The organism is Limnoglobus sp. (genome assembly GCF_059499385.1).
Window position 1 is genome coordinate 21,753 of the sequence record NZ_JCABYM010000043.1, and the last position, 22,147, is coordinate 43,899.

At 67.6% G+C, this 22,147-nt stretch carries 19 protein-coding genes and 1 pseudogene; 12 read left to right on the plus strand and 8 right to left on the minus strand.

Annotated features, from left to right (window positions below):
- Positions 1-20 precede the first annotated feature (20 nt).
- A complete protein-coding gene (locus AC5JJ2_RS07635) occupies positions 21-1,949 on the plus strand; it encodes a sigma 54-interacting transcriptional regulator (protein ID WP_495857378.1) in 1,929 nt (642 codons plus the stop codon).
- Between the two features lie 115 nt (positions 1,950-2,064).
- Positions 2,065-3,060: a DUF1559 domain-containing protein gene (locus AC5JJ2_RS07640; RefSeq protein ID WP_495857379.1), complete on the plus strand. Its 996-nt coding sequence runs from the start codon at positions 2,065-2,067 to the stop codon at positions 3,058-3,060.
- A gap of 3 nt (positions 3,061-3,063) precedes the next feature.
- Here the strand turns inward: AC5JJ2_RS07640 and AC5JJ2_RS07645 are convergent, their stop codons facing one another.
- The gene (locus AC5JJ2_RS07645) at positions 3,064-3,741 is read right to left on the minus strand and encodes a 4'-phosphopantetheinyl transferase family protein (protein WP_495857380.1); all 678 of its coding nucleotides are present in this window, start codon (positions 3,739-3,741) and stop codon (positions 3,064-3,066) included.
- A 212-nt stretch (positions 3,742-3,953) separates the two neighbouring features.
- On the opposite strand from AC5JJ2_RS07645, the gene AC5JJ2_RS07650 reads away from it, so the two are divergent.
- Entirely contained in the window at positions 3,954-4,892 is a 939-nt protein-coding gene (locus tag AC5JJ2_RS07650; RefSeq protein WP_495857381.1) for a DUF1573 domain-containing protein, read from the plus strand.
- Here AC5JJ2_RS07650 and rtcA read toward each other — a convergent pair.
- The 4 genes from rtcA to AC5JJ2_RS07670 all read right to left on the minus strand — a co-directional run bounded on the left by rtcA (position 4,889) and on the right by AC5JJ2_RS07670 (position 11,233).
- Entirely contained in the window at positions 4,889-5,929 is a 1,041-nt protein-coding gene (rtcA, locus tag AC5JJ2_RS07655; protein WP_495857382.1) for an RNA 3'-terminal phosphate cyclase, read from the minus strand. The two genes, AC5JJ2_RS07650 and rtcA, sit on opposite strands and share 4 nt — an antisense overlap.
- 138 nt (positions 5,930-6,067) lie before the next feature.
- Entirely contained in the window at positions 6,068-9,226 is a 3,159-nt protein-coding gene (locus AC5JJ2_RS07660) for an efflux RND transporter permease subunit (RefSeq protein ID WP_495857383.1), read from the minus strand.
- Positions 9,227-9,332: 106 nt separating this feature from the next.
- The gene (locus tag AC5JJ2_RS07665; RefSeq protein ID WP_495857384.1) at positions 9,333-10,568 is read right to left on the minus strand and encodes an efflux RND transporter periplasmic adaptor subunit; all 1,236 of its coding nucleotides are present in this window, start codon (positions 10,566-10,568) and stop codon (positions 9,333-9,335) included.
- Complete coding sequence (locus AC5JJ2_RS07670; RefSeq protein WP_495857385.1) at positions 10,565-11,233, minus strand: TetR/AcrR family transcriptional regulator; 669 nt, start codon at positions 11,231-11,233, stop codon at positions 10,565-10,567. The genes AC5JJ2_RS07665 and AC5JJ2_RS07670 overlap by 4 nt, the downstream gene beginning before the upstream one ends.
- 167 nt (positions 11,234-11,400) lie before the next feature.
- Between AC5JJ2_RS07670 and AC5JJ2_RS07675 the strand changes: the two genes are divergently transcribed.
- The 6 genes from AC5JJ2_RS07675 (at position 11,401) to AC5JJ2_RS07700 (ending at position 16,473) form a co-directional block, all read left to right on the plus strand.
- On the plus strand, positions 11,401-12,396 hold the full coding sequence (locus AC5JJ2_RS07675) for a DHH family phosphoesterase (RefSeq protein ID WP_495857386.1): 996 nt from the start codon (positions 11,401-11,403) through the stop codon (positions 12,394-12,396).
- 88 nt (positions 12,397-12,484) lie between these two features.
- Positions 12,485-14,119 carry an Aq_1264-related membrane protein gene (locus AC5JJ2_RS07680; RefSeq protein WP_495857387.1) on the plus strand — a complete coding sequence of 545 codons (1,635 nt, stop codon included), beginning with the start codon at positions 12,485-12,487 and terminating at the stop codon, positions 14,117-14,119.
- Positions 14,120-14,221: 102 nt separating this feature from the next.
- The gene (locus tag AC5JJ2_RS07685) at positions 14,222-14,773 is read left to right on the plus strand and encodes a DJ-1/PfpI family protein (RefSeq protein WP_495857388.1); all 552 of its coding nucleotides are present in this window, start codon (positions 14,222-14,224) and stop codon (positions 14,771-14,773) included.
- Between the two features lie 115 nt (positions 14,774-14,888).
- A complete protein-coding gene (locus tag AC5JJ2_RS07690) occupies positions 14,889-15,929 on the plus strand; it encodes an LOG family protein (protein WP_495857389.1) in 1,041 nt (346 codons plus the stop codon).
- A 23-nt stretch (positions 15,930-15,952) separates the two neighbouring features.
- Positions 15,953-16,210 (plus strand): hypothetical protein, encoded by a 258-nt coding sequence (locus AC5JJ2_RS07695; protein WP_495857390.1) that lies wholly within the window; start codon positions 15,953-15,955, stop codon positions 16,208-16,210.
- 53 nt (positions 16,211-16,263) lie between these two features.
- Entirely contained in the window at positions 16,264-16,473 is a 210-nt protein-coding gene (locus tag AC5JJ2_RS07700; RefSeq protein ID WP_495857391.1) for a hypothetical protein, read from the plus strand.
- On the opposite strand, the gene AC5JJ2_RS07705 is transcribed toward AC5JJ2_RS07700, so the two are convergent.
- Positions 16,436-16,960 carry a DUF2306 domain-containing protein gene (locus AC5JJ2_RS07705; RefSeq protein WP_495857392.1) on the minus strand — a complete coding sequence of 175 codons (525 nt, stop codon included), beginning with the start codon at positions 16,958-16,960 and terminating at the stop codon, positions 16,436-16,438. The genes AC5JJ2_RS07700 and AC5JJ2_RS07705 overlap by 38 nt on opposite strands.
- Positions 16,961-16,972: 12 nt before the next feature.
- Positions 16,973-17,602, minus strand: a complete 630-nt coding sequence (locus AC5JJ2_RS07710; protein WP_495857393.1) for a hypothetical protein — start codon at positions 17,600-17,602, stop codon at positions 16,973-16,975.
- A gap of 220 nt (positions 17,603-17,822) precedes the next feature.
- Here AC5JJ2_RS07710 and AC5JJ2_RS07715 point away from each other — a divergent pair, with 220 nt between their 5' ends.
- Genes AC5JJ2_RS07715 through AC5JJ2_RS07725 form a run of 3 tightly spaced genes read left to right on the plus strand, consistent with a single transcriptional unit; the run spans position 17,823 to position 20,293 of the window.
- The gene (locus AC5JJ2_RS07715) at positions 17,823-19,151 is read left to right on the plus strand and encodes a zinc ribbon domain-containing protein (protein WP_495857394.1); all 1,329 of its coding nucleotides are present in this window, start codon (positions 17,823-17,825) and stop codon (positions 19,149-19,151) included.
- Between the two features lie 16 nt (positions 19,152-19,167).
- Complete coding sequence (locus AC5JJ2_RS07720; RefSeq protein WP_495857395.1) at positions 19,168-19,857, plus strand: 7-cyano-7-deazaguanine synthase; 690 nt, start codon at positions 19,168-19,170, stop codon at positions 19,855-19,857.
- Between the two features lie 13 nt (positions 19,858-19,870).
- Positions 19,871-20,293, plus strand: a complete 423-nt coding sequence (locus AC5JJ2_RS07725; protein WP_495857396.1) for a 6-pyruvoyl trahydropterin synthase family protein — start codon at positions 19,871-19,873, stop codon at positions 20,291-20,293.
- A gap of 118 nt (positions 20,294-20,411) precedes the next feature.
- Here the strand turns inward: AC5JJ2_RS07725 and AC5JJ2_RS07730 are convergent.
- Positions 20,412-22,147, minus strand: a pseudogene (locus AC5JJ2_RS07730) (hypothetical protein); the annotation flags it as partial.

The window sequence follows — 22,147 nt, forward strand, 5'->3', positions numbered from 1 at the left end:
GCGGGAGGCGCGGGGGCGGCATGGCGGACTCTCCGACCGGGTATCTCGTCGCGTGCCTCGACGGCGGTTACGGGGACGCCCTCCCGTTGCTGCCGGACGTGCGGTACACGCTCGGCCGCGCGCCGTCCAACCGCATCCCGCTGCGGGACGACATGTGCAGCCGGGAGCACGCCGAAATCTACTGGTTCGACAACGGCTGGCACCTCCGCGACCTGAGCAGCCTCAACGGGTCGCACGTCAACGACGAAAAAGTCACCCGCGAGTACCCGCTCGTCTCCGAGGACCGCGTCCGGTTCGGGAACAGCCGGTTCCTGTTCCTGGTAGACCTCGCCGACCTGCCGACGACCACGCCCGGCGACGGCCGGGCGGCGAACGGCGAGTTGGCCATCAAGTCCCGGCTGGTGGACACGAAGTACATCGCGAACAAGGTCCCGTTCGCCGACGCGGTGACGGCCGAGCTGTCCACGCGGGCGCGGCACGTCTCCCAGACGGAAGCCGTCGCGCTCCTGTACAAGTTGGCCATCGACTCGGCCGCCGCGACGACGCCGACGGAGTTGGCCGAGACGGTCGTGGCCGCAATCTTCGGCGGCACACCGGCCGAGGTCGCCGCCGTCCTGACCGTCGCCACCGGCCGGGACGCCGAACTCGTCGCGTACCGCACCCGCAACGCCAGCCAGAAGACGTACCACAAGGTGTCGCAATTCGTCAGCACCGAGGTCATCACGACGAAGCAGGCGATCCTCGCCGAGGACGTGTCGGCCGAGAAGAAGCTGAAGAACCGCGACAGTGTCAACGAGTTGAAGGCCGCGAGCCTGATCTGCGCCCCGGTCCTGCACGACGGCGAACTGCTCGGCCTGATCCACGTCTACAGCAACGTCACGAACCGGCGGCTGAACAAGGACGACCTCGAGCTGACGCTCGCCGTCGCCCGGCAACTCGGCATCGTCTGGCACAACCTGCGGCGGGAGAAGGGCCTGTCCGCCGAGGTGAAGGACCTCAAGGGCCGGTTCCACCTGGACAGCGAGATCGTCGGCCGCAGCAGCGGGATCAAGACGATCGAGACGCAAATCCTCCGCGTCGCCCCGATGAAGACGACGGTGCTGATCCGCGGCGAGAGCGGCGTCGGCAAGGAGTTGGTGGCACGGGCCGTCCACAACTCCGGCCCGCGGAAGGACGGGGCGTTCATCTGCCTGAACTGCGCCGCCCTGACGGAGACGCTGCTCGAAAGCGAGTTGTTCGGCCACGAGAAGGGGGCGTTCACCGGCGCGACGGAGCGGATGATCGGCAAGTTCGAGTCGGCGGACGGCGGCACGATCTTCCTGGACGAGATCGGCGAGATGACGGTCGGAACGCAGGCGAAGCTGCTCCGCGTACTGGAGGGGCAGCCGTTCGAGCGGGTCGGCGGGAACACGCCGATCCGGGTGGACGTGCGGGTCGTGGCCGCGACGAACCGGCCGCTGGAGGACGCCGTGCGGGAGGGGACGTTCCGCAAGGACCTGTTCTTCCGCCTACAGGTCGTGCAGATCGACGTGCCGCCGCTCCGCGAGCGGGCGGATGACGTGGGCCTGTTGGCCGAGCACTTCTTCCAGCACTACTCGAAGGAAACGGGCCGGAAGCTGAAGGGGCTGACGCCGGCCGCGATGAAGAAGCTGACGACGTACCACTGGCCGGGCAACGTCCGCGAGCTGCGGAACGTGATCGAGCGGGCGGTCGTGCTGTGCGGCGGTCCGGTAATCGAGGACGCGGACATCTGGCTGTCGCCGCTGGAGGCGGCGTCCGCCGCGGCCGTGGCGGCTTACGAGCCGGTGACGCTGGAGGAGATGGAGAAGCAGCACATCGGCCGGACGCTCGACCACACGGACTGGAACAAGTCGCGGGCGGCGGAGATCCTCGGCATCGAGCGGTCCACGCTCGACCGCAAGATCAAGGGGTACGGGCTGAAGAAGTAAGCCCGCCCGCTACAACCGGCAAACCCCGCCCCGGTCCCGCGACGGAAACGCCTTCGCCACGCCCCCGCCCTTCCCGCGGCGCGGGTAAGATGACGGACACGTCCGGAGAACGCCGATGTCCCCCTCCCGCCGCGGCTTCACCCTCATCGAGCTGCTCGTCGTCATCGCCATCATCGCGATCTTGATCGGCCTGCTCCTCCCGGCCGTCCAGAAGGTCCGGGCCGCGGCGGCGCGGATCAAGTGTACGAACAACCTCAAGCAGCTCGCCCTCGCGGCCCACAACTACGAGGGCACCTACGGCGAGTTCCCGCCCGGCCTCGCCCACCCGGCGCGAAACGGGCGGTACACGTCGCTGTTCGTCGAGCTACTCCCGAATCTCGAACAGCAGCCCCTGTACGCCGCGTGGAACTTTACCAGCCCGATGACGAACTACGCCGCCGCCGGCTCGACCGGGGCGACGCCGCTGCCCGTCTTCTACTGCCCGATGGAGTCGATGGACGTGAACCCGGCGACCGTCGCCGGCGTGACGGCGGCGCGGTCCACCTACGCCGGGAACGGCGGCACGAAGGCCTTCCCGCCGAGCCAGGCCACGGCCGACGGCATGTTCCACGAGACCGGGCCGAGCGGCCTGCCGGCCCCGAACCGCCCGGCCGTGCGGCACCAGGACGTGCGGGACGGCACGTCGAACACGCTGCTGTTCGGCGAGCGCGTCCCGGAAGACGGGGCGATGAACTCGTGGATCTCCGCGAACATCATGCCGGCCCCGACGCCGCCGCTCCAGAGCCTGAACGCGTACATGTTCTGGTCCGCGCCGCCGTCCCAGTGGGCGGTGGCCCATGTGACGTGCGGCGCGACCGGCCCGTTGAACGGGACGTTCCCGAAAATGTACGACCCGGCGTCGTACTTCCCGAACCCGCCGCCGATCATCCCGTGGTCCGAGCTGTCCATGGACTGGTGGTCGCGGGTGTCCGCGTGGGGCAGCCGGCACACCGGCGGGGCGAACTTCGCGCTCGCCGACGGCGGCGTCCGGTTCGTCCGCGACGGCCTGCCGACGACGACGCTGCAAGCCCTGAGCACCCGCGCCGGCGGCGAGGTCGCGGCGGTCGAGTAACCCTCAGCCGACGAGGATTTCGGCCTCGGCCTCCACGGCGACGGCCGCGACGTACCCCGGAAGTGGCGACCACGCGGCGAGTCGCCACGCCCCGACTTCCGCCGGGTGCTCGAACCGCACGACCGCCGCCGGCCGCCGCGGGTCGAGATCGACGACGCACTTGTCCACGTTCTGGATGCCGGTCCCGACGGCCTTCAGCAGCGCCTCCTTGCCCGTCCATCCGCGGAAGAACCCGGCGAGTTTCAGCTCGTCCGGCAGCGCCGCGAACTGCTCGCGTTCCTCCGGCCCGAAGAACCGCTCGACCAGCCCGGCCGCGTTCGGCATGTCGCGGAGCTGCTCGAGATCGACGCCGATGCGTCTGCCCGCGACCGCGATCAGCCCCCAGGCGCCGGAGTGGGTGACGTTGAAGTGCAGGCCCGATCCCGACACGACCGGCTTGCCGTCGGGTTCGGGGACGAGTTCGACCGCGGCCGGCGAAACACCGAGGTAGCGGCCGAGAAGTTGACGGAGGTTCCCGCGGGCGGCGACGAACTGCTCGCGGGGCCGGTCGAACTTGTACCGCGCGGCACGGTCGCGCTCGTCCGCCGACAATGACTCCCAGAAGCGGGCCGTCGGCGCGAGCGGGAAGGACCAGACGTGGCACTCGCCGGCCGGCTCGGGGAGGGCGTCGCTTCCCGTCAATGGTCTAACACGAACCAGCATGGAGGAGCCCAAAACCTGACTTCCGAAGTCCGGCTTCGACTTCGGAAGTCGATCCCACGCGGGGAGCAAATGCCGCATTAACGGCGAAAAAAAAGCGGTCGCTGCCGGTTCGACTTCCGAAGTCGAAGCCGGACTTCGGAAGTCAGGGGTTCGGGTTGACCGGTCCCGGCCGGGACAGTACGACCCCCGCCATGAACACGATGCTAGGGGTTCTTTTACTCGCCGTCACGGCCCCGCCGCCGGCGCTGACGGCCGACGCCGCCACCGTGGACCGCGGCGACGTGACCGGCGGCACGATCCTCAAGCAGACGTTCCGCGTCACGAACCGCGGGGCGGAAGCCGTCATCCTGACCGGCCTCGATTCCGGGTGCGGTTGCCTGCGGCGGTCGGTGTCGAAGAACGACCTGAAGCCCGGCGACGCGGCCGACGTGACGCTGGAGATCAACACGCTCACGCAGCCGGACGGCCCGCAGGCGTGGCTGGCGAAGGTCAAGTACCGGCCCGCGGCCGCGGCGAAGATGACCCCCGACGACGTGTTGGAGCTGCGGCTCGTCGCGAAGCTGAGCCGGCAGGTGAGCGTGACGCCTCCGATGCTGTCCGTGTCCACCGAGGGCGAGGCGGCGACGAGCATCACGATCGCGGACGCGCGGAAGACGCCGTTCGCCGTGAAGAAGGTCGCCAGCAGTTCGCCGCACCTCACCGCCAAGCTGAAGCCGTCCGCCGACGCGGGCAAGTTCGTCCTCGACGTGGCCGTCGCCGACGCGCTGCCGGTCGGCACGCACGACGAGACGCTGATCGTCACGACGACCGACCCGGAGTACGCCGAGCTACAAATCCCGGCCCGGATCGTGAAACGAGGCAAGAACGCGGTGACGGCCTACCCGGAATCGCTCGACATCGAGGGCGGGGCCGGCGTGGTGCAGTTCCGCCGCGGCGGGAAGCCAGTCGCCATCGCGTCCGCCGAGTGCGTGACGCCTGGCGTGACCATGACGACATCGAGTGGTAGCGGGGCCGTGGCGACGCTGAAGGTCCGCGTCTCAACGAAAGCGGGGAAGGCCGACGTGCGGGTAAAATTTAGCGAACCGGCCGAGACAGAACTGGTCGTGCCGGTGAAGTGGGGACAGGATTAAGCGACCGCGCGGATCGTCACCGTTCCCGGCGTTCCGATTTTCCCTTCGCAGCGGATGTCGCGGTCTACGAACCGGCGGACCGTGTCGATGTTCGTGAGCAGGTGTTGCGTCACCTCGGACACGCGGAACTCCGACGCCGCGTCCGCGAACGCCAGCGGCAACAAGAGTTGGTCCGCCGAGTGCGGGTCAACCGGGCAACCACTTTCGCGGAACGCGATCGCTTGCTCCGCCGCTTCGTCGGCGACCGCCTCGGCCGGCTTCCCGCGTTCGCCGAGGCCGAGGAACAGCGGCGGCACGGCGAGTTGGCGGAAGAGCACCGTGCATAGCGCCGCCGGGCCGTTCTCCCACTCTTCCTGCTGAATGTGGCTCTCGACGCCCGCCATCTTCAGCTTGTGCGTCAGCCGCCGGGCCATGTCCTTCGCGATCCGCTCCGGCAGCCCGGCCACCGTCGCGAACCCGCCGGCCGTCGTCAGCTCCGGGCACGCCGTCAGCGTCAGCCCGCGGACCTGCTTCGCCGGCTGGATCGCCGCGCGAATCTCGCCGCCGCCGCGGGGGTAGAAGCCGGGGCGGGTCATCGCCAGCTTCACGTCGATGCCGATGCGGGCGAGGTGGCCGGCCCACGTCGTCTGGTTGAAGTGGAAGCTCGGGCTGTGCGTGACGTGCGTACCGCCGGTGATCGTCAGGTTGCTCGTGATGTCCCCCCGCAGGGCGAGCGGCAGGTAGACGGTGTGCAGCACCAGCCCGGTCGCCCCGGCCGTGCCGATGGCGAACGTGTAGTCCCCGGCCTTCAGCCCGCCCGGCTCGAAGAACAGCGTACTCGACCCGATGCTGCCGCCCTTGTAGCTCGCGCCGCAGACCGTGGCCGCGGCCCGGACGGACGCCAAGTGCTGCGGCGCGAGGCCGGGCTTCGGCCGGTTGGCGCGGACGTTGATGAGGCGGAAGGATCGCTTCGTCAGGATGGACAACGCGAGGGCGGAGCGGAGGATTTGCCCCCCGCCTTCGCCTTGCGAGCCGTCGATTTCCACGAGATCGGACATGGCCGGGAGACACGCAGGAGGGAGGAAGGTTCGGTCATAGTAGTAGGCACACTCCGTGTGCCGTCTGCTGCGGGTCGCAGCGACTCGGACGAACTCGCTGGGAGCGTGAAGGAGACGGCACACGGAGTGTGCCTACTACTATGATGCCACCTTCTCCAACTCAATCACCGTTTCGCGCGGGTTCGCTACGGCCTCTTGTTTCTGCCGCACGAACCGCCGCTTCACCCAGTTCGTCAGGTCGTCCCAGATCGAGTACGCCACCGGTGTCACCAACAGCGACAGCAGCAGGCTGAGCAGTTGCCCGCCGAGGATGACCTTCGCCATACTCGCCCGCGCCGACGCCCCCGGCCCCTGGCCGGTCGCGATCGGGATCATCGCCGCCACCAGCATGATCGTCGTCATCAGGATCGGCCGCAGCCGCTTCTCGTTCGCCTGGAGGATCGCCTCGTTGCGTTCCAGCCCCTTCGCCCGCAGGACGTTCGTGTAGTCCACCTGGAGGATGCCGTTCTTCTTCACGATGCCGAACAGCATGAACAGGCCGATCATCGCGTACACGTCCAGCGGCGTTTGTAGCATGAGCAGCGACAAGAGCGCGAACGGCAGCGTCAGCGGCACGGCCAGCAGGATCGTCGCCGGGTGGACGAGCGACTCGAACTGGGCCGCCAGGATCATGTACATGAACAGGAACGCGAGGACGAACGCGATGGCGAAGTTGTCGTTCGAGTCCTGCATGAGCTTCGCCTCGCCGAGGAACTCGTACCGATACTCCGGCGGCAGGTCGAGCGTCTTGATGAACGCTTCCACCTCCGGCAGCGCGTTGCCGAGGGCGAAGCCGGGGGCGAGGTTGGACGTGACCGTGACCTGCCGCTGGCGGTTGTACCGCTCGATGTTCGCCGGGCTACGGGCGGTACTCAGGTCCGCGAGGTTGTCCAGCTCCACGAGCTGCCCGCCGTTGGACCGCACGGTCAGCCCGCGGACGGCCGCCTCCCGGTCGCGGTTCGGCAGGTCGGCCCGCAGCCACACGTCGTACTGGTCGGCCCCCTCCTTGAACTTCGACACCGGCTCCCCGCCGACGAGGACGCCGAGCGTCGTCGCCACGCTCATCACAGGCACGTCGAGGGCGGCGGCCCGGTCCCGCTGGATGAACACCTGCAGCTCCGGCGTGCGGTTCGACGCGTTCGTGTCCACGTCCGTGTAGTTCGCGTTCCCCTTCAGGAACTTCTGCACCTTCGCCGCCGCGTCGTTCAGCTTGTCGATGTCCGGCCCGCGGAGGCTGACTTCGAGCTGCACGTTCTTGAACGCGGACGAGCTGAACAGCTTCACCTCCTGCACGTTCGCCCGCAGGTCTGGGTACTCGGCCAGCACCTCACGAGCCTTCGCCATCACACTCGCCTGCGAGAACTTCCGCTCCTTCAGGTCGATCATCCGGCAGTAAACGTTCGCGATGGTCACGTCCCCCTGCCCCTTCGCGGCCTTGCCGTTCGTCTCGCCGATGGTCGTGAACACGTTCGTCACGCCCGGCAGCTTCGCGAGCTTCTTCTCGATCTCCAACAGGGTCCCGTTCGCCCGGTCGAGCGTGTAGCCTTCCGGCAGGTTGATGGCGACCTCGAACTCGCTCTGGTCGTCCTTCGGGACGAAGTCCGTGCCGACGGCCATGAACAGCGCCGGGGTCGTCATGAACACGCCGATGGTGGCGAGAACGATGACCCACCGATGCCGCAGCGACCACGCGAGGATGCCGACGTACCGCCGCGTCACCCAGCCCCAGAACCCGCCGGTCGAGTGCGACCCGTGCGGCAGCGGCTTGAGGAACTTCGCGCACAGCATCGGCGTGAGCGTGAAGCTGACGGCCATGCTGAGCAGGATGGCGAACCCGACGACGAACCCGAAGCTGTTGAAGAACCGCCCGACCTGCCCGGACATGAACGCGATGGGGGCGAAGATGACGGCCAGCGACAGCGTCGTCGCCAGCACCGCGAGCGCGATCTCCTTCGTCGCGACGCTCGCCGCCTCGGCCCCGGTGCGGCCGTACTCCTCCATGTGCCGGAACACGTTCTCCAGCACGACGACGGCGTCGTCGATGACGATGCCGACGGCCAGGATCAGGCCGAGCAGCGTCATGTTGTTGAGCGAGAACCCCATGAAGTCCATGAACGCGAACGTGCCGACGATGCTGGTCGGCACGGCGAGCGCCGCGATGATCGTCGTCCGCCAGTCGCGGATGAACAGGAAGATCACGCCGCTGACCAAGACGGCCGCGAGGAGCAGGTGGAACTTCACCTCCTCGATGGAGCCTTTGATGAACTTCGACTGATCGCGGATGACTTCGAGCCGGATGTCGGCCGGCAGCGTCGGCTGAATCTTCTCCAGTCGCGCCCGGATCGCGTCGGCGACCTTCACCGTGTTGCCGCCGGACTGCTTCTGCACGACCAGCGACACCGCGATGTCGCCGTCCAGCCGCGACAGGCCCCGCTGCTCCTCGACGCCGTCCTCGACGCCGGACTCGGGCCTTCCGTCCGGCCCGGTGACCACGTCCCGCAGCCGGGTCAGCGTGCCGTCGCGGTTCGCGACGATGATGTCCGGGAAGTCCGCGACCGTCTTCATCCGGCCGACGATGCGAAGCCCCTCCTCCTTCGCCCCGCCGTGAATCTTCCCGCCGGGCAACTCGACGTTCTGCTCGACGAGCGCCTTCCGCACGTCTTCAATCGCGAGCTTGCGGCCCTTGAGCTTCACCGGGTCGGCCCACACGTTCACCGTCCGCGTCTGCCCGCCGACCAGCACGACGGCCCCGACGCCGGGCACGCCCTCCAAATCCTCCTTGATGAGCTTCTTGGCGATCTCTGTCACTTCCCGCAGCGACCGCTTGCCGGACACGGCGACCGTCACCACCGGGGCGGCGTCCAGGTTGAACTTCTCGACCTTCGGCTCGTCCGTGCCGATGGGCAGGTTCTGCTTCATGGTCGAAATCTTGTCGTTGATTTCCTGGGCCGCGATGTCGCCGTTCTTCTCCAACTTGAACCCGACCACCAACTGCGACAGCCCCTCCTTCGTCGTCGAACGCAGCTCGTCGATGCCGGAGACGGTGTTGACGATCTCCTCGATCGGCTTCGTGACGGACGCCTCCATCTCCTCGACGCTCGCGCCCTTCAACGTCGTCGTGACGACGACGACGGGGATGTCCACGTTCGGGAAGAGTTCGACGCCGAGCCGGTTGTAGGACGCGAGGCCGAGGACGACCGGCGCGAGCACCAACATGCAGGTGAAGACCGGCCGCCGGATGCAGATGTCCCAGATCATGTTCGTTTCCTAAAGAATGGCCCGCAGATGACGCAGACTTCGACGCAGATGAAAGGGACAAAACCGTGCCGGTCTTATCCAGTTTTCATCTGCGCTCTTATCCGCGTCATCTGCGGGCCGTTTCCTCTTCTCGGATTTTCACGAGCCTGCCGTCTACGAGTTGGGTTTGGCCGCTGGTCACGACGGTGGCGGACGGCGGGAGCGGACCGCGGACTTCGACCCAGGTTTTTTCGCGGGTGCCGATCTGGACTTCGATGGCCTTTGCCTTGTCGCCGTCGAGGATGAAGACCTTGTTGACGCCCGCGAAGGTGACGATGGATTCCGGCGGCACGGTCGGGACACCGGGTTCGGTGCGGGTGAGGATCGCTGCCTTCGCGAAGCCGCCGCACTTCAGTTGGCCGTCCGCGTTCGGCACTTCGATCTCGACCTGGAACGTGCGGTTCGTCGGCTCGACGCTCGGATTGACGCGGACGATCTTGCCGGAGAAGGTTTTGCCGGGAACGGCGTCGGCGAGGATGTCGGCGGGCTGGCCGACCTTCACCTCCGGGGCGTACCGCTCCGGGACGTTGACCCGCAGCTTCAGCGCGTGGGCGAGGACGAGCTTGAACGCATTCGTCACCGGCATGGCGCGGACCATCGTGCCTTCCGTCAACATCCGCTCGGCGATGGCGTACTTCACCTGCGTCGGGGCGGCCGTCGTGCCGACCGGCGTGGGAACCGTCAACTGACAGTCGCGGAGCTTCTGCTCGGCGAGGTCGAGCGACGCCTTCTTCAGCCGAGCCGCCGCGAGGATGGCACGGGCTTCGGTGACAGTCTGCACCTTCGTCGCCTCGGCGAGGCGGACCTCGGTTTCCGCCACGTCGTACTCGTCCTTCGACGCGGCCTTCGTCTCGTACAGGTTCTTCTTCTGCTTGAACTTCCGCGTGGCGTCCTCGAGCGCGACCGACATCTTCTTCACGGCCGGGACCGTCTCGACATCGAATTCGCCGGCGGGAAGTGCCGTCAGGCCGAGCTTCGCGAGTTCGGCGTTGAGGGCTTGCTTCGCCTCGACGATGGCGAGTTCGTAGTCGGCCGTTTCGAGTTCCAACAACGTCGTGCCGGGGGCGACCACGTCGCCCACGTCGGCGCGGATGGCGATCACGCGGCCGTCCACCTTCGGCGCGAGGACGACTTCCTCGTACCCGTTGAGCGTGCCGACGACGGACACGGTGCGGCGGATCGCCTGCGGCTTCACCGGCGCGACCGTCACCGCCACCGGCTGCGGTTCCGTCGAGGTCGCGGCCTCCTTCTTCGGGGCGCAGCCGACGAGAACGACGAGCAGGAACGGCAGGAAGCGGGTCACGGCTTGGCCCTCCGGTGTTGTTTCTTTCGCTCGGGGTCGCTGAGGATGCCGTGGAACAGCACGTCCACGACGGCGGCGGCCTGGGCCGCAGGGTCGGCCGGGCGGCCGGACAGGTGGTTCGACAGGACCGTGCCGAACAGCAGGTCGCCGACGACGGTGAGCAGGTGCTCGACCGGAACCGGGCGGAGGCGGCCGGCCGCCATCAACTGGGTCAGGAACGCCTCGTCGCGGGACTGGTGTTCGCACATGCCGGCGAAGTACCGCGGCGTCTCCCGGCCGTGGAACGCCACCCGCTCCTGAAAGAACAGCTCGGTCAACTGCGGCCGGTTGGCGAAGAACGCGAGGTACGTCTCGAACGCCTTGCGGATCATGTCGATCGGGTCGAGCGATTCGTCGGCCATGATCGCTTCCATCGCGACCGACAGGTCGGCGAGGCCGCGGTCCACGGCGGCCAGGAACAGGTCCTGCTTCGTGGGGTAGTAGCGGTAAACCGTCCCCTTGCCGACGCCGAGGATGTCCGCGACGACCTGCACGTCCGTCTCCGCGTACCCGGTGCTCGCGAACGCCCGCTCGGCGGCGTCGAGGATTTCCGCCCGCCGGCGGCTCTCCAGGTCCGGGTTCTTCGGCCGGCCCGGCTTGCGGGCCGCCGATTCCATCGCGCACATGGTTCACCCAATTAATTAACGGACTCGTCCGTCAGTTAATTGAGAATAATCTCAGCCCGCGACTTTGACAAGAGGAAATCGGCAAAGGTTCGCGCAACGGACGAGGCACGTCTGAACGATCAACGGGGCCGCGGTATAATTTCTGAACCTACCTTGAAAGGATCGTTATGCCGCTCGACTGGTCGCCGCTGGTCGATCTCATCCGCCGACACCAGACGTTCCTCCTGATGACGCACGTACGCCCGGACGCCGACGGCCTCGGGGCGCAACTCGGCCTCGCCGACGCGCTCGGGCGGATCGGCAAGACGGCGCACGTCGTCATCGCCAGCAAGCTGCCGCCGCGGTACGCGTTCCTCGACCCGAACCGCGAAACCATCGAGGAGTTCGCCGCGTCCAACGAGAAGTACCGCAAGGTGGACGCGATCCTCGTGCTGGACACCGGGACGTGGGGGCAACTCGGCGAGTTCGGGCCGTTCATGCGGTCGATGACAGTGCCGAAAGTCGTGATCGACCACCACCGCACGCAGGACGACCTCGGCGGGCTGGCGTTCGTGGACACGACCGCCGAGGCGTGCGGCCGCCTCTCTTACGAAGTCATCCGCGCCCTCGACGCGCCGCTGTCGCCGAAGGCGGCGCACCACCTGTTCATGGCCCTCGCGCTCGACACCGGCTGGTTCCGGCACGCGAACACGACGGCCGCGACGTTCGCCCTGGCGGAGGAACTGGTCGCGGCCGGGGCGAACCCGACGCCGCTGTACGAGCAACTGTTCGAGTGCGCCCCGATGGGCCGGCTCAAGCTCGCGGGCGTGGCGCTCGGCCGGCTCCAGGTGCGGGCGGGCGGGAAGATCGCGTTCACGGAAGTGATGCTGAAGGACTACGGCCAGACCGGGGCGGTCCCCGGCGACACGGAGGACCTCATCAACTACCCGCGGAGCATCGACGGCGTGGAGGTCGCGCTGATCTTCATCGAGCAGACCGACGGCGGCACGAAGGTCAGCTTCCGGTCGCGGGCGGCGGACGTGTCGAAGCTGGCCGAGCAGTTCAACGGCGGCGGCCACAAGCTGGCGTCCGGCGCGCGGCTGCCGGACCCGCTGCCGGTGGCCCGCGAAAAGGTGCTGGCGGCCGCCGAGAAGTTGTTGCTCGCGCCGGCCGCGGCCGGTTAATCTGGATGAACCTACCCCCACGCGGCCGGTCCGATCGCCCGCGTCCGACGTATACTCCGCTGATGCACCTTGTGGCCGGAGAACTGCCATGACCGATGCCCCCCCGCGGTTCAGCCTGCGCGACCTCCCGCTGCCCGCGAAGCTGGTCGTCACCTGCTTCCTGCTGGCCGTCGGCCTCGGGTACTTCTCGGCGATGGTGCAGCTGCACCTCCAGCACTCGTCCCGCAACGGCGAGCCGCTGCCGAGCGCCGCGGACGTGGTGGAAATCTTCGCCGGGTGGAAGAAGGCGACCGACGAGGACCGCGGCCCGCCGCGGAGCAAGCTGCAGAAGCTCATCACGGGGCCGCGGGAAGGAGCGGCATTTAACGGTTCGGGCACGATGGCCCCGGCGTTCTTCACCCGCGACGACGACGGCGAGTTGAGCGAGAAGTACAACTCGCTCATCAAGAAAGACCCGACTGCAAAGGCCACTTTGGACGCCGAACGGACGGGCGAGCAAATCGCGCTCGACGAATGGCTCAAGTTGCCGATCGACGACCGGGAGGCGGCGTACCAGACGGACCGGCTGCCGATTCCAGACGCCTTGAAGGACAAGACGATCACGCCGAAAGCCCTCACCGAGGACAAGCGGCACGTCCGCGTGAAGTTCATCATGGACCAGCGGTGCGCCCGGTGTCACAAGAAGGGCGAGGCCGTTGAGAAGTACCCGCTCGAAAATGTCGAACAGATCGCGAAGTATTGGATCGCCCCGGACAAGGTCGAGATCGTCAACGACATGGTCCGCAGCGACCGGCAGATCGGCATCGAGAAGCTGACGCAATCGACGCACGCCCACCTGCTGAGCTTCGCCATGCTGTTCAGCCTGACCGGGATCATCTTCGCGTTCACCAGCTACCCGACCGGCATCCGGTGCTTCCTCGCCCCGATCGTGGTCGTCGCGCAAGTCGCGGACGTGTCCTGCTGGTGGCTGGCCCGGATCGACGGCGTCGGCCCGACGTTCGCGCTGACGATCATTGCCACCGGCGCGATCACCGGGTTCGGCCTTCTGCTGCAAATCTTCGGCAGCCTGCTCAACATGTGGACCGGGGTGTCGCGGGTCGTCCTGGCCCTCGTCCTGCTCGCCGGGCTGGTCGGGATCGGCGTCCTCGCGGTCAAGGTTTTGAAGCCGGCGCTCGACGCCGAGAAGCAACCCGCGGCGAAGAAGGCCGAGGATAAGCCGGCGACCCCGGCCAAAGCCCCGGCCCCGAACGTCGCGGCGAAGAAGGCCGACCCGCCGGCCCCCGCCCCAATGCCGATGGCGCAGGTGTCGCACCTGGAGAAGCTCATCATGGGGCCGCGGAAGGGGGAATCGTTCAACGGCAACGGCAGCATGGCCCCGGCGTTCTTCGAGAAGGGGGACAAGAAGTACAAGGAACTCGTGGCCATGCGGCCGGAGGTCGAGCAGGAGCGGGACGGCGAGCGGCTGGTCCTGCAAGCCTGGCTGAGGACGCCGATCGCCGAGCGGCGGAAGGCTTACGACGCGGACAGTTTCCCGCTGCCGTTGGAGCGGACCGGCAAGCCGCTGACGGCCGATTTCCTCGCGGCGGATAAGAAGGCGGTGAAGGTGAAGTCGATCATAACCGCCCGGTGCGTGAACTGCCACGGGCCGGACGGCGACGCCGACGGGTTCCCGCTCGACACCTGGACCGCGCTGGAGGCGTATTTCGGCAAGCCGCCGGAGTAAGGCAACTCGTAGAACCCTGAGCGGAAGCGACGGGGTGTTGCGCCTCTACCCCGTCGCTTCCGCTCAGGGTTCCACAAAACCGGACCTCAACACGAGGCGTGCATGAAGAAGCTGCTGCTCGTCATCGGCGACGCCGCCGAAGTGCTCGACACGTTCTACCCGCTTTTCCGGCTGAAGGAGGAAGGCTGGCAGGTGGACGTCGCCGGCCCCGCGGCGCGGACGTACCACCTCGTGCAGCACGACCGCCACCCGGACTGGGACATCACCGTCGAGTCGGCCGGGTACAAGATGCGGGCGGACGTGGCGTTCGCCGACATCGACCCGGACGAGTACGACGGCATGGTCATCAGCGGCGGCCGCGCCCCGGAGTACCTGCGGTACGACGCGGACCTCATCCGCGTGACGCAGGCGATGTTCGCGGCGAACAAGCCGGTCGCGTCCGTCTGCCACGGGATCGAGATTCTCGCGGCCGCAGACGTGCTGAAGGGCCGCGAGGCGACGACGGTGGCGAAGTGCAAGTTCGACTGCGAGTTCTCGCACGGCAAGTACGTAGACCGCGAGGTGTGCGTCAGCGGCAACCTCGTCACCGCCCGGACGTGGCACGACAACCCGGCGTGGATGCGGGAGTACGTGAAACTTCTAAAGGCAAAGTGAACCACGTCTTCATATAGCCGCCGGCTTGCCGGCGGGGTTTTGCGACACCCAAAACCCCGCCGGCAAGCCGGCGGCTATATAGTTGAGTGACCCGCCCTTCTTCCGGTGACATGTCATGGCCGACGACCCCGTCCCGAACACCGCGTTCGAGTCCATTCTCGAATCGGACACGCCCGACCCGGTGGTGAAGTCGCCGACCGCGGACATCGACGAGTACGTCCGGCAAATCCAGGAGACGGCCGAGAAGCTCAAGAAGGACGGCTGCGGCCGCGGGGACGCGAAGCTGCTCGCCACCGCGTTCAAGGAGCTGCGGCACAGCTTCCGGGTGTTCGCCGCGTACCGCGGGAAGCGGAAGGTGACGGTCTTCGGCTCCGCCCGCACGAAGCCGGACCACCCGGCGTACCAGGCCGCGGTCGAGTTCGGCCGGCAGATGGCGGCGGCCGGGTACATGGTCATCACCGGGGCGGCGGCCGGCATCATGGAGGCCGGGCACGTCGGGGCCGGGCGGGAGAACAGCTTCGGCCTGAACATCCTGCTCCCGTTCGAGCAGGCGGCGAACCCGGTCATCCTGGCCGACCCGAAGCTGATGAACATGCGGTACTTCTTCACCCGCAAGCTGGCGTTCGTGAAGGAGTCGGACGCGATCGCGCTGTTCCCCGGCGGGTTCGGCACGCACGACGAGGCGTTCGAGTCGCTGACCCTCATCCAGACCGGCAAGACGCACGTCTTCCCCATCGTGTTGGTGGACGAACCCGGCGGCGACTACTGGCGGAGCTGGGAGCGGTTCATCGAGGAAGGGTTAATGAAGCGGGGCTACACGTCGCCGCAGGACCGGGCCTTCTACCGCATCACGGACTCGGTGGATGAGGCGGTGCATGAGGTGACGAACTTCTACAAGGTCTACCACTCGATGCGGTACGTGCGGAACGAGTTAGTGCTGCGTCTCCAGAAGCGGCTTTCGGACGAGGCGATGGAGAAGGTCCAGACCGAGTTCGCGAACCTGCTCGTCGGCGGAACGTTCGTGCAGTCGGACGCGCTGCCGGCGGAGCGGAACGAGCCGGACATCGCGGCGCTGCCGCGGCTGCGGTTCCGGTTCGACCGGCACAACCACGGGCGGTTGCGGCAGTTGATCGACTTCATCAATCAGAACGGGTAGGATGCGGGTGGGAGGGTGAAACGATGGTCGTACTTTACGTGGCGGGTCAGCGGATCGGAACGTCGTCCGACCTCGACCGGCTGTTGCCCGAATACCTCGCGAAGCGGGTCGAGATCGAACTGCGGGACGACGAGGGCAAGTGGCTCGGGCGGATCGTGCCGGACGCCGAGCCGATCATCCCGTGGCATCCCGAAATCACGCGGGACGACATTACCCGCATGATCGAGAAGCGGGACGGCGTGCCGTTGGCCGAAATCTGGAAACGGCTCGGTGCGAAATGAACTTCCAGGTAACGTGGCTGCCGTTAGCCAACAACGACCTGGCCGAAATCTGGATGCGAGCCCCCGACCGGAACGCCGTGACGTTCGCCTGCGACCGGGTCGATCAACGCCTCGCCGTCGATCCGTTGAACGAAGGCGAGTCCCGGTTCGGCAGCATCCGCATCACGTTCGAGTTGCCGCTCCGCGTCGTGTTCGACGTGTGGGAGAACAGTCGGGAAGTGTTCGTCATCTCGGTGGGTCTGGTTGAGAAGCGAAGCTCGTAGACCCGGCGGCCATCCGCCTGACTGCCCTTGTAATGAACACCGCCCCGATCAACGATGGCCCGAACACGTACACCCATACCTGCCATTCGCCCACGCCGAGGATCGGGTTCGTGGCGAAGAACCCGCTCCACGCGCCGATGTAGGACGCCCCCATCAGGATCAGATGCCACCGCAACCGCCGACCGGCTTCGGCGAAATCTCCGCGGGCCTGTGCTTGTCTTGCAAAGCCCGCGTCCCGCCACCCTTGAACCACGACAAGGAAGGTCATGACGCCGAGCGTCATCAAATAGGTACTGTCACGGAAGTACGCGAGGGGTACGCCCAAGAGGCAGGCTATGGCGATGAGGCTCGCGTAGAGCCGACCGAGGGCACGATGCCAACGAGCATTGCGGCCGAACTTCGGCAGCAACATCACGACGAGGCCAAGCCCCACGGCCGCGAACCCGCACGCGAGATGGAACCAAACGCCGATCGCGTGGGGAGTCATTTGAAATGTCTACTACTTCTTCGCCCGCAGCTCCTTCTCCACGGCCGCCGCGATCGCCTTCACGTCGTCGTCGCCGAGTGGCTTCTCCGTCGTGAACGTCCACCGCTGGAGCACCTTCATCTCGCGGTAGAACACCACCGTCAGCGTGTCCTTGTCGCCGATGCCCCAAGCCGTCACCTGCTCGGACTTCCCGGCCGCCACCGCGAACGGCACGGCCAGCGTCTTCAGTTGGGCCGACAGGTCTTTCGCCTGCTTCGCCGCCTCGTCCCGCTTCTCGTCCTCCGGGTACTCCTTGCCGAGCGTCAGGAACGCGACGAACGCGCCGAGCCGCCCGGCCTTCAGCTCCTTGTCCGTGGCCAGCTCGTTCAGCTTCACGGCCAGCTTCGACACCTCCGGCGTCGCCCCCGGCGGCTGGCGGGAGAACACGGCCACGACCGGGTTCAGGGCGTTGTCCGTCACCAGGTCGTGCATCTTGTCGGCGCGGTTCCGCGGGCTGCCCTTCTCGTACCGGTCGTCCGCGGCGACGAACGCCCGGAACCCGGTCGGGACCATCGCGGCCTTTTCCTGCGCGAATGCGACGGAGAGCGAGCCGGCCGTCAGGGCGAGCAGTCCGAACACGCGGGCGAATCGTCGGCGGGTCATGGCAAGCTCCGGCGCAGGGGTTCAGCCTTTAGCCTGACGGCCGGAGCGGGGTTCGTCAAGTCGGCGCTCGCTCTCTCCCGCCCCCGCACGGTCGGAACGGCCGGCACGCCCGCGCCAGCCGGTCCGGTCGATTTTCGCCGCGGCCGTGACCGGCCCGGCAATATCGACTATGATTCCCCTGACGACCCTTCTCTCTCGCGAATGCCGGAGCGGCCCCCCGATGGCCTACCAAGCGCGTTGCCCCGAGTGCCAGGCGAAGCTCAACCTCGACGAGGCCCCCGCGGCCGACGAGTTGATCGAGTGCCCGAAGTGCGGCAACCAGTTCGCCCCGGCAGCCGCCGCGAAGGCGGCGAAGAAGGCCGCGGTTGGGGCCGGTGTCGGCAAGGCCGACGGCCGCCCGGAGAAGAAAAAGAAGGACAAGAAGGGGAAGGCCGGCAAGGGCGGGAAGGGCGAGGGCGGCGTCAAGCGCCGCAAGATGAAGCAGAAGAAGTCGAACCGGACGATTCTCATCTTGATGGTACTGGGCGGGCTGACCATCCTCGGGGCGGTCGGCGGCATCGGGTACTACGTCCTCGGGCGGGCCGGCAAGGTCGAGGAGATGCTGTCCCACGTGCCCGGCGACTTCAACGTGATCCGCGGCATGAACGTCGGCCTCATCAGCCGCTACCCCGGCTACCTGCCGCAGTTGGACCCGCAGTACAACAACGCCGTCAAGAACGTGGCCGACGACCTCGCCACCGCCGTCGGCGAGGCGGACGGCATGGCGCTGGTGGACTACGCCGTCCACGCCAAGCGGAAGCAGGGCGGCACGACCGGCGAGGTGTTCGTCATCCGCACCAAGACCACCTTCGACCCGACCCTCCTCGCCAACAAGTACGGCGCGGCCCAGAACGCGGACGGGCAAACGTACCACAAGGCTCCCGCCGGAAGCGCGCTCCGCGGGGCCATCGTGTACTCGCCGAACAACCGCATGATCGTGGTCGTCAGCGCCGTCGGCCAGCAGGACGGCATCTTCCGCACGAGCGCCGGCGGTATGAAGCAGAAGGAGAACAGCTTCGCCGGGAAGATGAACGCGACGATCAAGAAGGTGACGGCCGCGCACATCTGGACGCTGGTGTACGCATCCGGCGACCACCAGAACTACCTCAGCGCCATGGCCGACCTGGTCAAGCCGGACTTCCCCGTCCTCGGCAACCAGATGGCCAAGTCGAAGGTTTACGGCGTGTACCTGACGTTCGGCACGAAGGTGAAGTGCGGGGTCGCGTTCGAGTGCGAGTCGAAGGACGCGGCCAAGGAGGTGGCGACCAGCCTCTCCGAGGGGCCGCTCGGCAAGGGGGACGACTCCGAGATTCCGAACAAGTCGAAGAGCCTCGTGTCGTTCTCCGGGTCGAAGGAGTTCAAGTCCGAGTACCTGGCGAACATCAAGTACTCGTACACCGGGGAGTGCGCCTACGCCGAGAGCACGCCGTACTTCCCGAAGTCCGGGCAGATCATCACCGCGTTCAACAACCCGTTCATGGGCGATGGCGGCACCGGGTTCCGCCAGTAACGGCCGAGGGCACGGATTGGCTACGCACCCCTGGCCGCCGGCGGCCCCGACCGCCCCGCTCGCGGTCCTCGTCAGCGGCGGCGCGGACAGCGCCGTCCTGCTCGCCGAGGCGGCGGCCGTCTACCCGGCCGTCCACCCGATCTTCGTCCGCGTCGGCTCCGTCTGGGAGGACGCGGAGTTCGCCCACCTGACCCGGTTCTTGAAGGCGATCCACTCCCCGCGGCTGCGGCCGTGCGTGGTGCTCGCGCAGCCGGTGGCGGACCTGTACGGGCCGCACTGGAGCATGACGGGCGAGGGCGTGCCGGGCCGGGACGCGCCGGACGAGGACGTGTACCTGCCGGGCCGGAACGTGCTGCTGTTGGCGAAACCGCTCTTGTGGTGCCACTTGAACGGCGTGCCGGAAGTGGCGACCGCGCCGCTCGCCGGGAACCCGTTCCCGGACGCGACGTCGGGGTTCTACGACGCCTTCGCCCGAACCGTCGGCGAGGCCGTGAAGGGGCGGGTTCGCGTGCTGCGGCCGTATGCCGACCTGGGACTTCACAAGGTCGATGTCCTGCGCCGCGGGCGGCACCTGCCGCTCGGCCACACGTTCTCGTGCAACCGGCCGGTCGGCGGCCGGCACTGTGGGGCGTGCAACAAGTGCGGCGAGCGGATGCGGGGGTTCGCGGCCGCCGGGCTGCCCGACCCGACGGAGTACGCCGCGTAGCAAGGGGGTGCGGATGTTTCGTGTATCGAAGGAAATCTGGTTCTGCTACGGCCACCGGCTGTTGAACTACAACGGCAAGTGCGCCCACCTGCACGGGCACAACGGGAAGGCCGTCATCACACTGGAGGCCCCGTCGCTCGACCAGTTGGGCATGGTCGTGGACTTTACGACGGTGAAGCAGCTCGTCGGCCGGTGGATCGACGAGTACCTGGACCACAAGATGCTGCTGCACCGCGACGACCCGATCATCCCGGAGCTGCGGCGGCTGGGCGAGCGGTTCGTGACGCTGGACGTGAACCCGACGGCGGAGTGCATCGCGAAGATGATCTACGACCACGCGGTCAGCCAGGGGCTGCCGGTGGTGGAGGTGACGCTGTGGGAGACGGAGAACTCGTTCGCGACGTATCAGGGCATCGACCCGACGGTGGCGATCTGACCTGACTTCCGAAGTTCGGCTTCGACTTCGGAAGTCGATCGCGCGGTGACCTGCACGCGGCACAGTGTTCTTGCCGGTTGGACTTCCGAAGTCGAAGCCGGACTTCGGAAGTCGGGCGTTACTTGATCCCGCCCGCGGGGACGATGTCCTGAATCCGCGCCCGCGGCTTCGTCAGGTCCACGAGTACCGGGTTCGGCGTCGTCACCTCGCTCTTGTTCCCGGCCGCGTCCCACGCCGTCACCTTCAGGTAGACCTTCGCCGCCACCTTCTCCGGCAGCTTCCACGCGAAGCTGCCGGTGTCCGCCAGCCGCACGGCCGCGTCGATCCCGGCCCCGGCCACGACGGTGGAAGCGGCCTCCGGGCCGACCGCCTTCCACGGACCGGCCGGCGTCTCGCTCCACGCGATCGCCACCCCGTCCTTCGCCGGGTTCTTGTCCTTCACCTCCCACTTGAGCGTCAGCGTCCCCGGCCGGGCGGCGTCCGCCTCCGGGGCGTAAACCTTGATGAGCGGCGGCGTCAGATCGACCAGTACGCGGAAGTCCGGGGCGCTGCCTTCTGTTGGCGGGACCTCACTGATGCCGGCCCCGCTGATCGGTACGAGCCGGAACCCGTAGCTTCCTTCCGGCTGGGCGTTCGACCGGGCGTCGAGCGCCACCCGCAGCGGCTTCTGGTCGCCGTCGTGGACGCTCCACTTGGCCCACGTCTTGCCGTCGTCGCGGGTGACGTACATCTCGATCTTGCTGATCCCGGACGGCCCCGCTTCGAGTTGATACGGCACGTCGAACTTCAGGAAGTTGACGACCTTCACCCCCGGCGTTTCGCTCGCGGCGGCCGCCGGTGTCGTCGTCGAATTCAGCCCGGACCCCATCGCGATGGTCGAAGTGCCGGGCGTATTCGCCTGCGACATCGGGGCGGCCGCGCTCGGCGGCGGGGTCACGAACGCCGGCACGGGCGTCGGGGCCGGCGGCGTGCTGGTCAAGGACGGCGGCGCGATCGACGGGAACGCCGGCTTCGGCAGTTCCGCGACGGGCTTCGTCAGGTCGGGCGCGGGAATCGACGCTTTCGAGGCCGGGGCCGAGCCGGCCGGGGCGAGGGTCGGCAGGACGATGCCGCTTTCACCCGTCGTCGGCGACTTGAGGTCCGGGGCCGGAATCGCCGCGCTCGTCGCGGAGCCGAGAATGTCCTTCGTCTCCGTCGTCTTGTTCCCGGCCGCGTCCTCGACCGTGACGCGGACCGTCACCCCGGCAGTCGTGCCCGGCGAGAACGCCGCCGACCGGCGGTCCGGCGTGCCGATGGCGACGGCCTTCCACGCGAGTTCGGAATCGCCGAGTGGCTTCCATTCGAGCTTCGTCTTCGCGTCCGCCGGGTTGCGGTCGTCGATGCTCCACGCGACGCGGATCTCGTCCCCCTTCCGGTCGGCCGTCTTGATCCGCACGACCGGGGCGGTGGCATCGACGATGAGTTTCTGGAGCGGCACGGCTTTCGTCACGTCGGCCGGGTCGCGGACGCCGCTCTTGTAGACGATGACCATGTTCACGAGGTAGACGCCGTCCTCCTTCGCGGCGTAGGGGATCGACTTCGCGTCCGGCGTGGCCGTCGCGCCGAGTTCCCACACGCCGCCGGGGTCGCGGCTGACGTACAACTCGATGGAGTGGATCGCGCTCTTCTGGTCCGCATCGACGTTCAGGTCGAACGCGAGGTTCCGCGACTTCATGACCTGGGCGTCGTCGGCCGGCCGGCCGACGACCGGCGGGGGGTACGCGAACGCGCCGACGGCCGCGGGGACAAATAAAACGAGTGCGTATAGACAGGGTCGAGTTTCGCCGACTCCGCCCGCGAAATCCGACCGCTGGG

What these genes read in the sequence shown, in the direction of transcription:
- AC5JJ2_RS07635 (WP_495857378.1), top strand. Translation starts at nt 21, where the DNA reads ATGGCGGACTCTCCGACCGGGTATCTCGTCGCGTGCCTCGACGGCGGT.
- AC5JJ2_RS07640 (WP_495857379.1), top strand. Translation starts at nt 2,065, where the DNA reads ATGTCCCCCTCCCGCCGCGGCTTCACCCTCATCGAGCTGCTCGTCGTC.
- AC5JJ2_RS07650 (WP_495857381.1), top strand. Translation starts at nt 3,954, where the DNA reads ATGAACACGATGCTAGGGGTTCTTTTACTCGCCGTCACGGCCCCGCCG.
- rtcA (WP_495857382.1), bottom strand. Translation starts at nt 5,929, where the DNA reads ATGTCCGATCTCGTGGAAATCGACGGCTCGCAAGGCGAAGGCGGGGGG.
- AC5JJ2_RS07660 (WP_495857383.1), bottom strand. Translation starts at nt 9,226, where the DNA reads ATGATCTGGGACATCTGCATCCGGCGGCCGGTCTTCACCTGCATGTTG.
- AC5JJ2_RS07670 (WP_495857385.1), bottom strand. Translation starts at nt 11,233, where the DNA reads ATGTGCGCGATGGAATCGGCGGCCCGCAAGCCGGGCCGGCCGAAGAAC.
- AC5JJ2_RS07675 (WP_495857386.1), top strand. Translation starts at nt 11,401, where the DNA reads ATGCCGCTCGACTGGTCGCCGCTGGTCGATCTCATCCGCCGACACCAG.
- AC5JJ2_RS07680 (WP_495857387.1), top strand. Translation starts at nt 12,485, where the DNA reads ATGACCGATGCCCCCCCGCGGTTCAGCCTGCGCGACCTCCCGCTGCCC.
- AC5JJ2_RS07685 (WP_495857388.1), top strand. Translation starts at nt 14,222, where the DNA reads ATGAAGAAGCTGCTGCTCGTCATCGGCGACGCCGCCGAAGTGCTCGAC.
- AC5JJ2_RS07690 (WP_495857389.1), top strand. Translation starts at nt 14,889, where the DNA reads ATGGCCGACGACCCCGTCCCGAACACCGCGTTCGAGTCCATTCTCGAA.
- AC5JJ2_RS07695 (WP_495857390.1), top strand. Translation starts at nt 15,953, where the DNA reads ATGGTCGTACTTTACGTGGCGGGTCAGCGGATCGGAACGTCGTCCGAC.
- AC5JJ2_RS07700 (WP_495857391.1), top strand. Translation starts at nt 16,264, where the DNA reads ATGCGAGCCCCCGACCGGAACGCCGTGACGTTCGCCTGCGACCGGGTC.
- AC5JJ2_RS07705 (WP_495857392.1), bottom strand. Translation starts at nt 16,960, where the DNA reads ATGACTCCCCACGCGATCGGCGTTTGGTTCCATCTCGCGTGCGGGTTC.
- AC5JJ2_RS07710 (WP_495857393.1), bottom strand. Translation starts at nt 17,602, where the DNA reads ATGACCCGCCGACGATTCGCCCGCGTGTTCGGACTGCTCGCCCTGACG.
- AC5JJ2_RS07715 (WP_495857394.1), top strand. Translation starts at nt 17,823, where the DNA reads ATGGCCTACCAAGCGCGTTGCCCCGAGTGCCAGGCGAAGCTCAACCTC.
- AC5JJ2_RS07725 (WP_495857396.1), top strand. Translation starts at nt 19,871, where the DNA reads ATGTTTCGTGTATCGAAGGAAATCTGGTTCTGCTACGGCCACCGGCTG.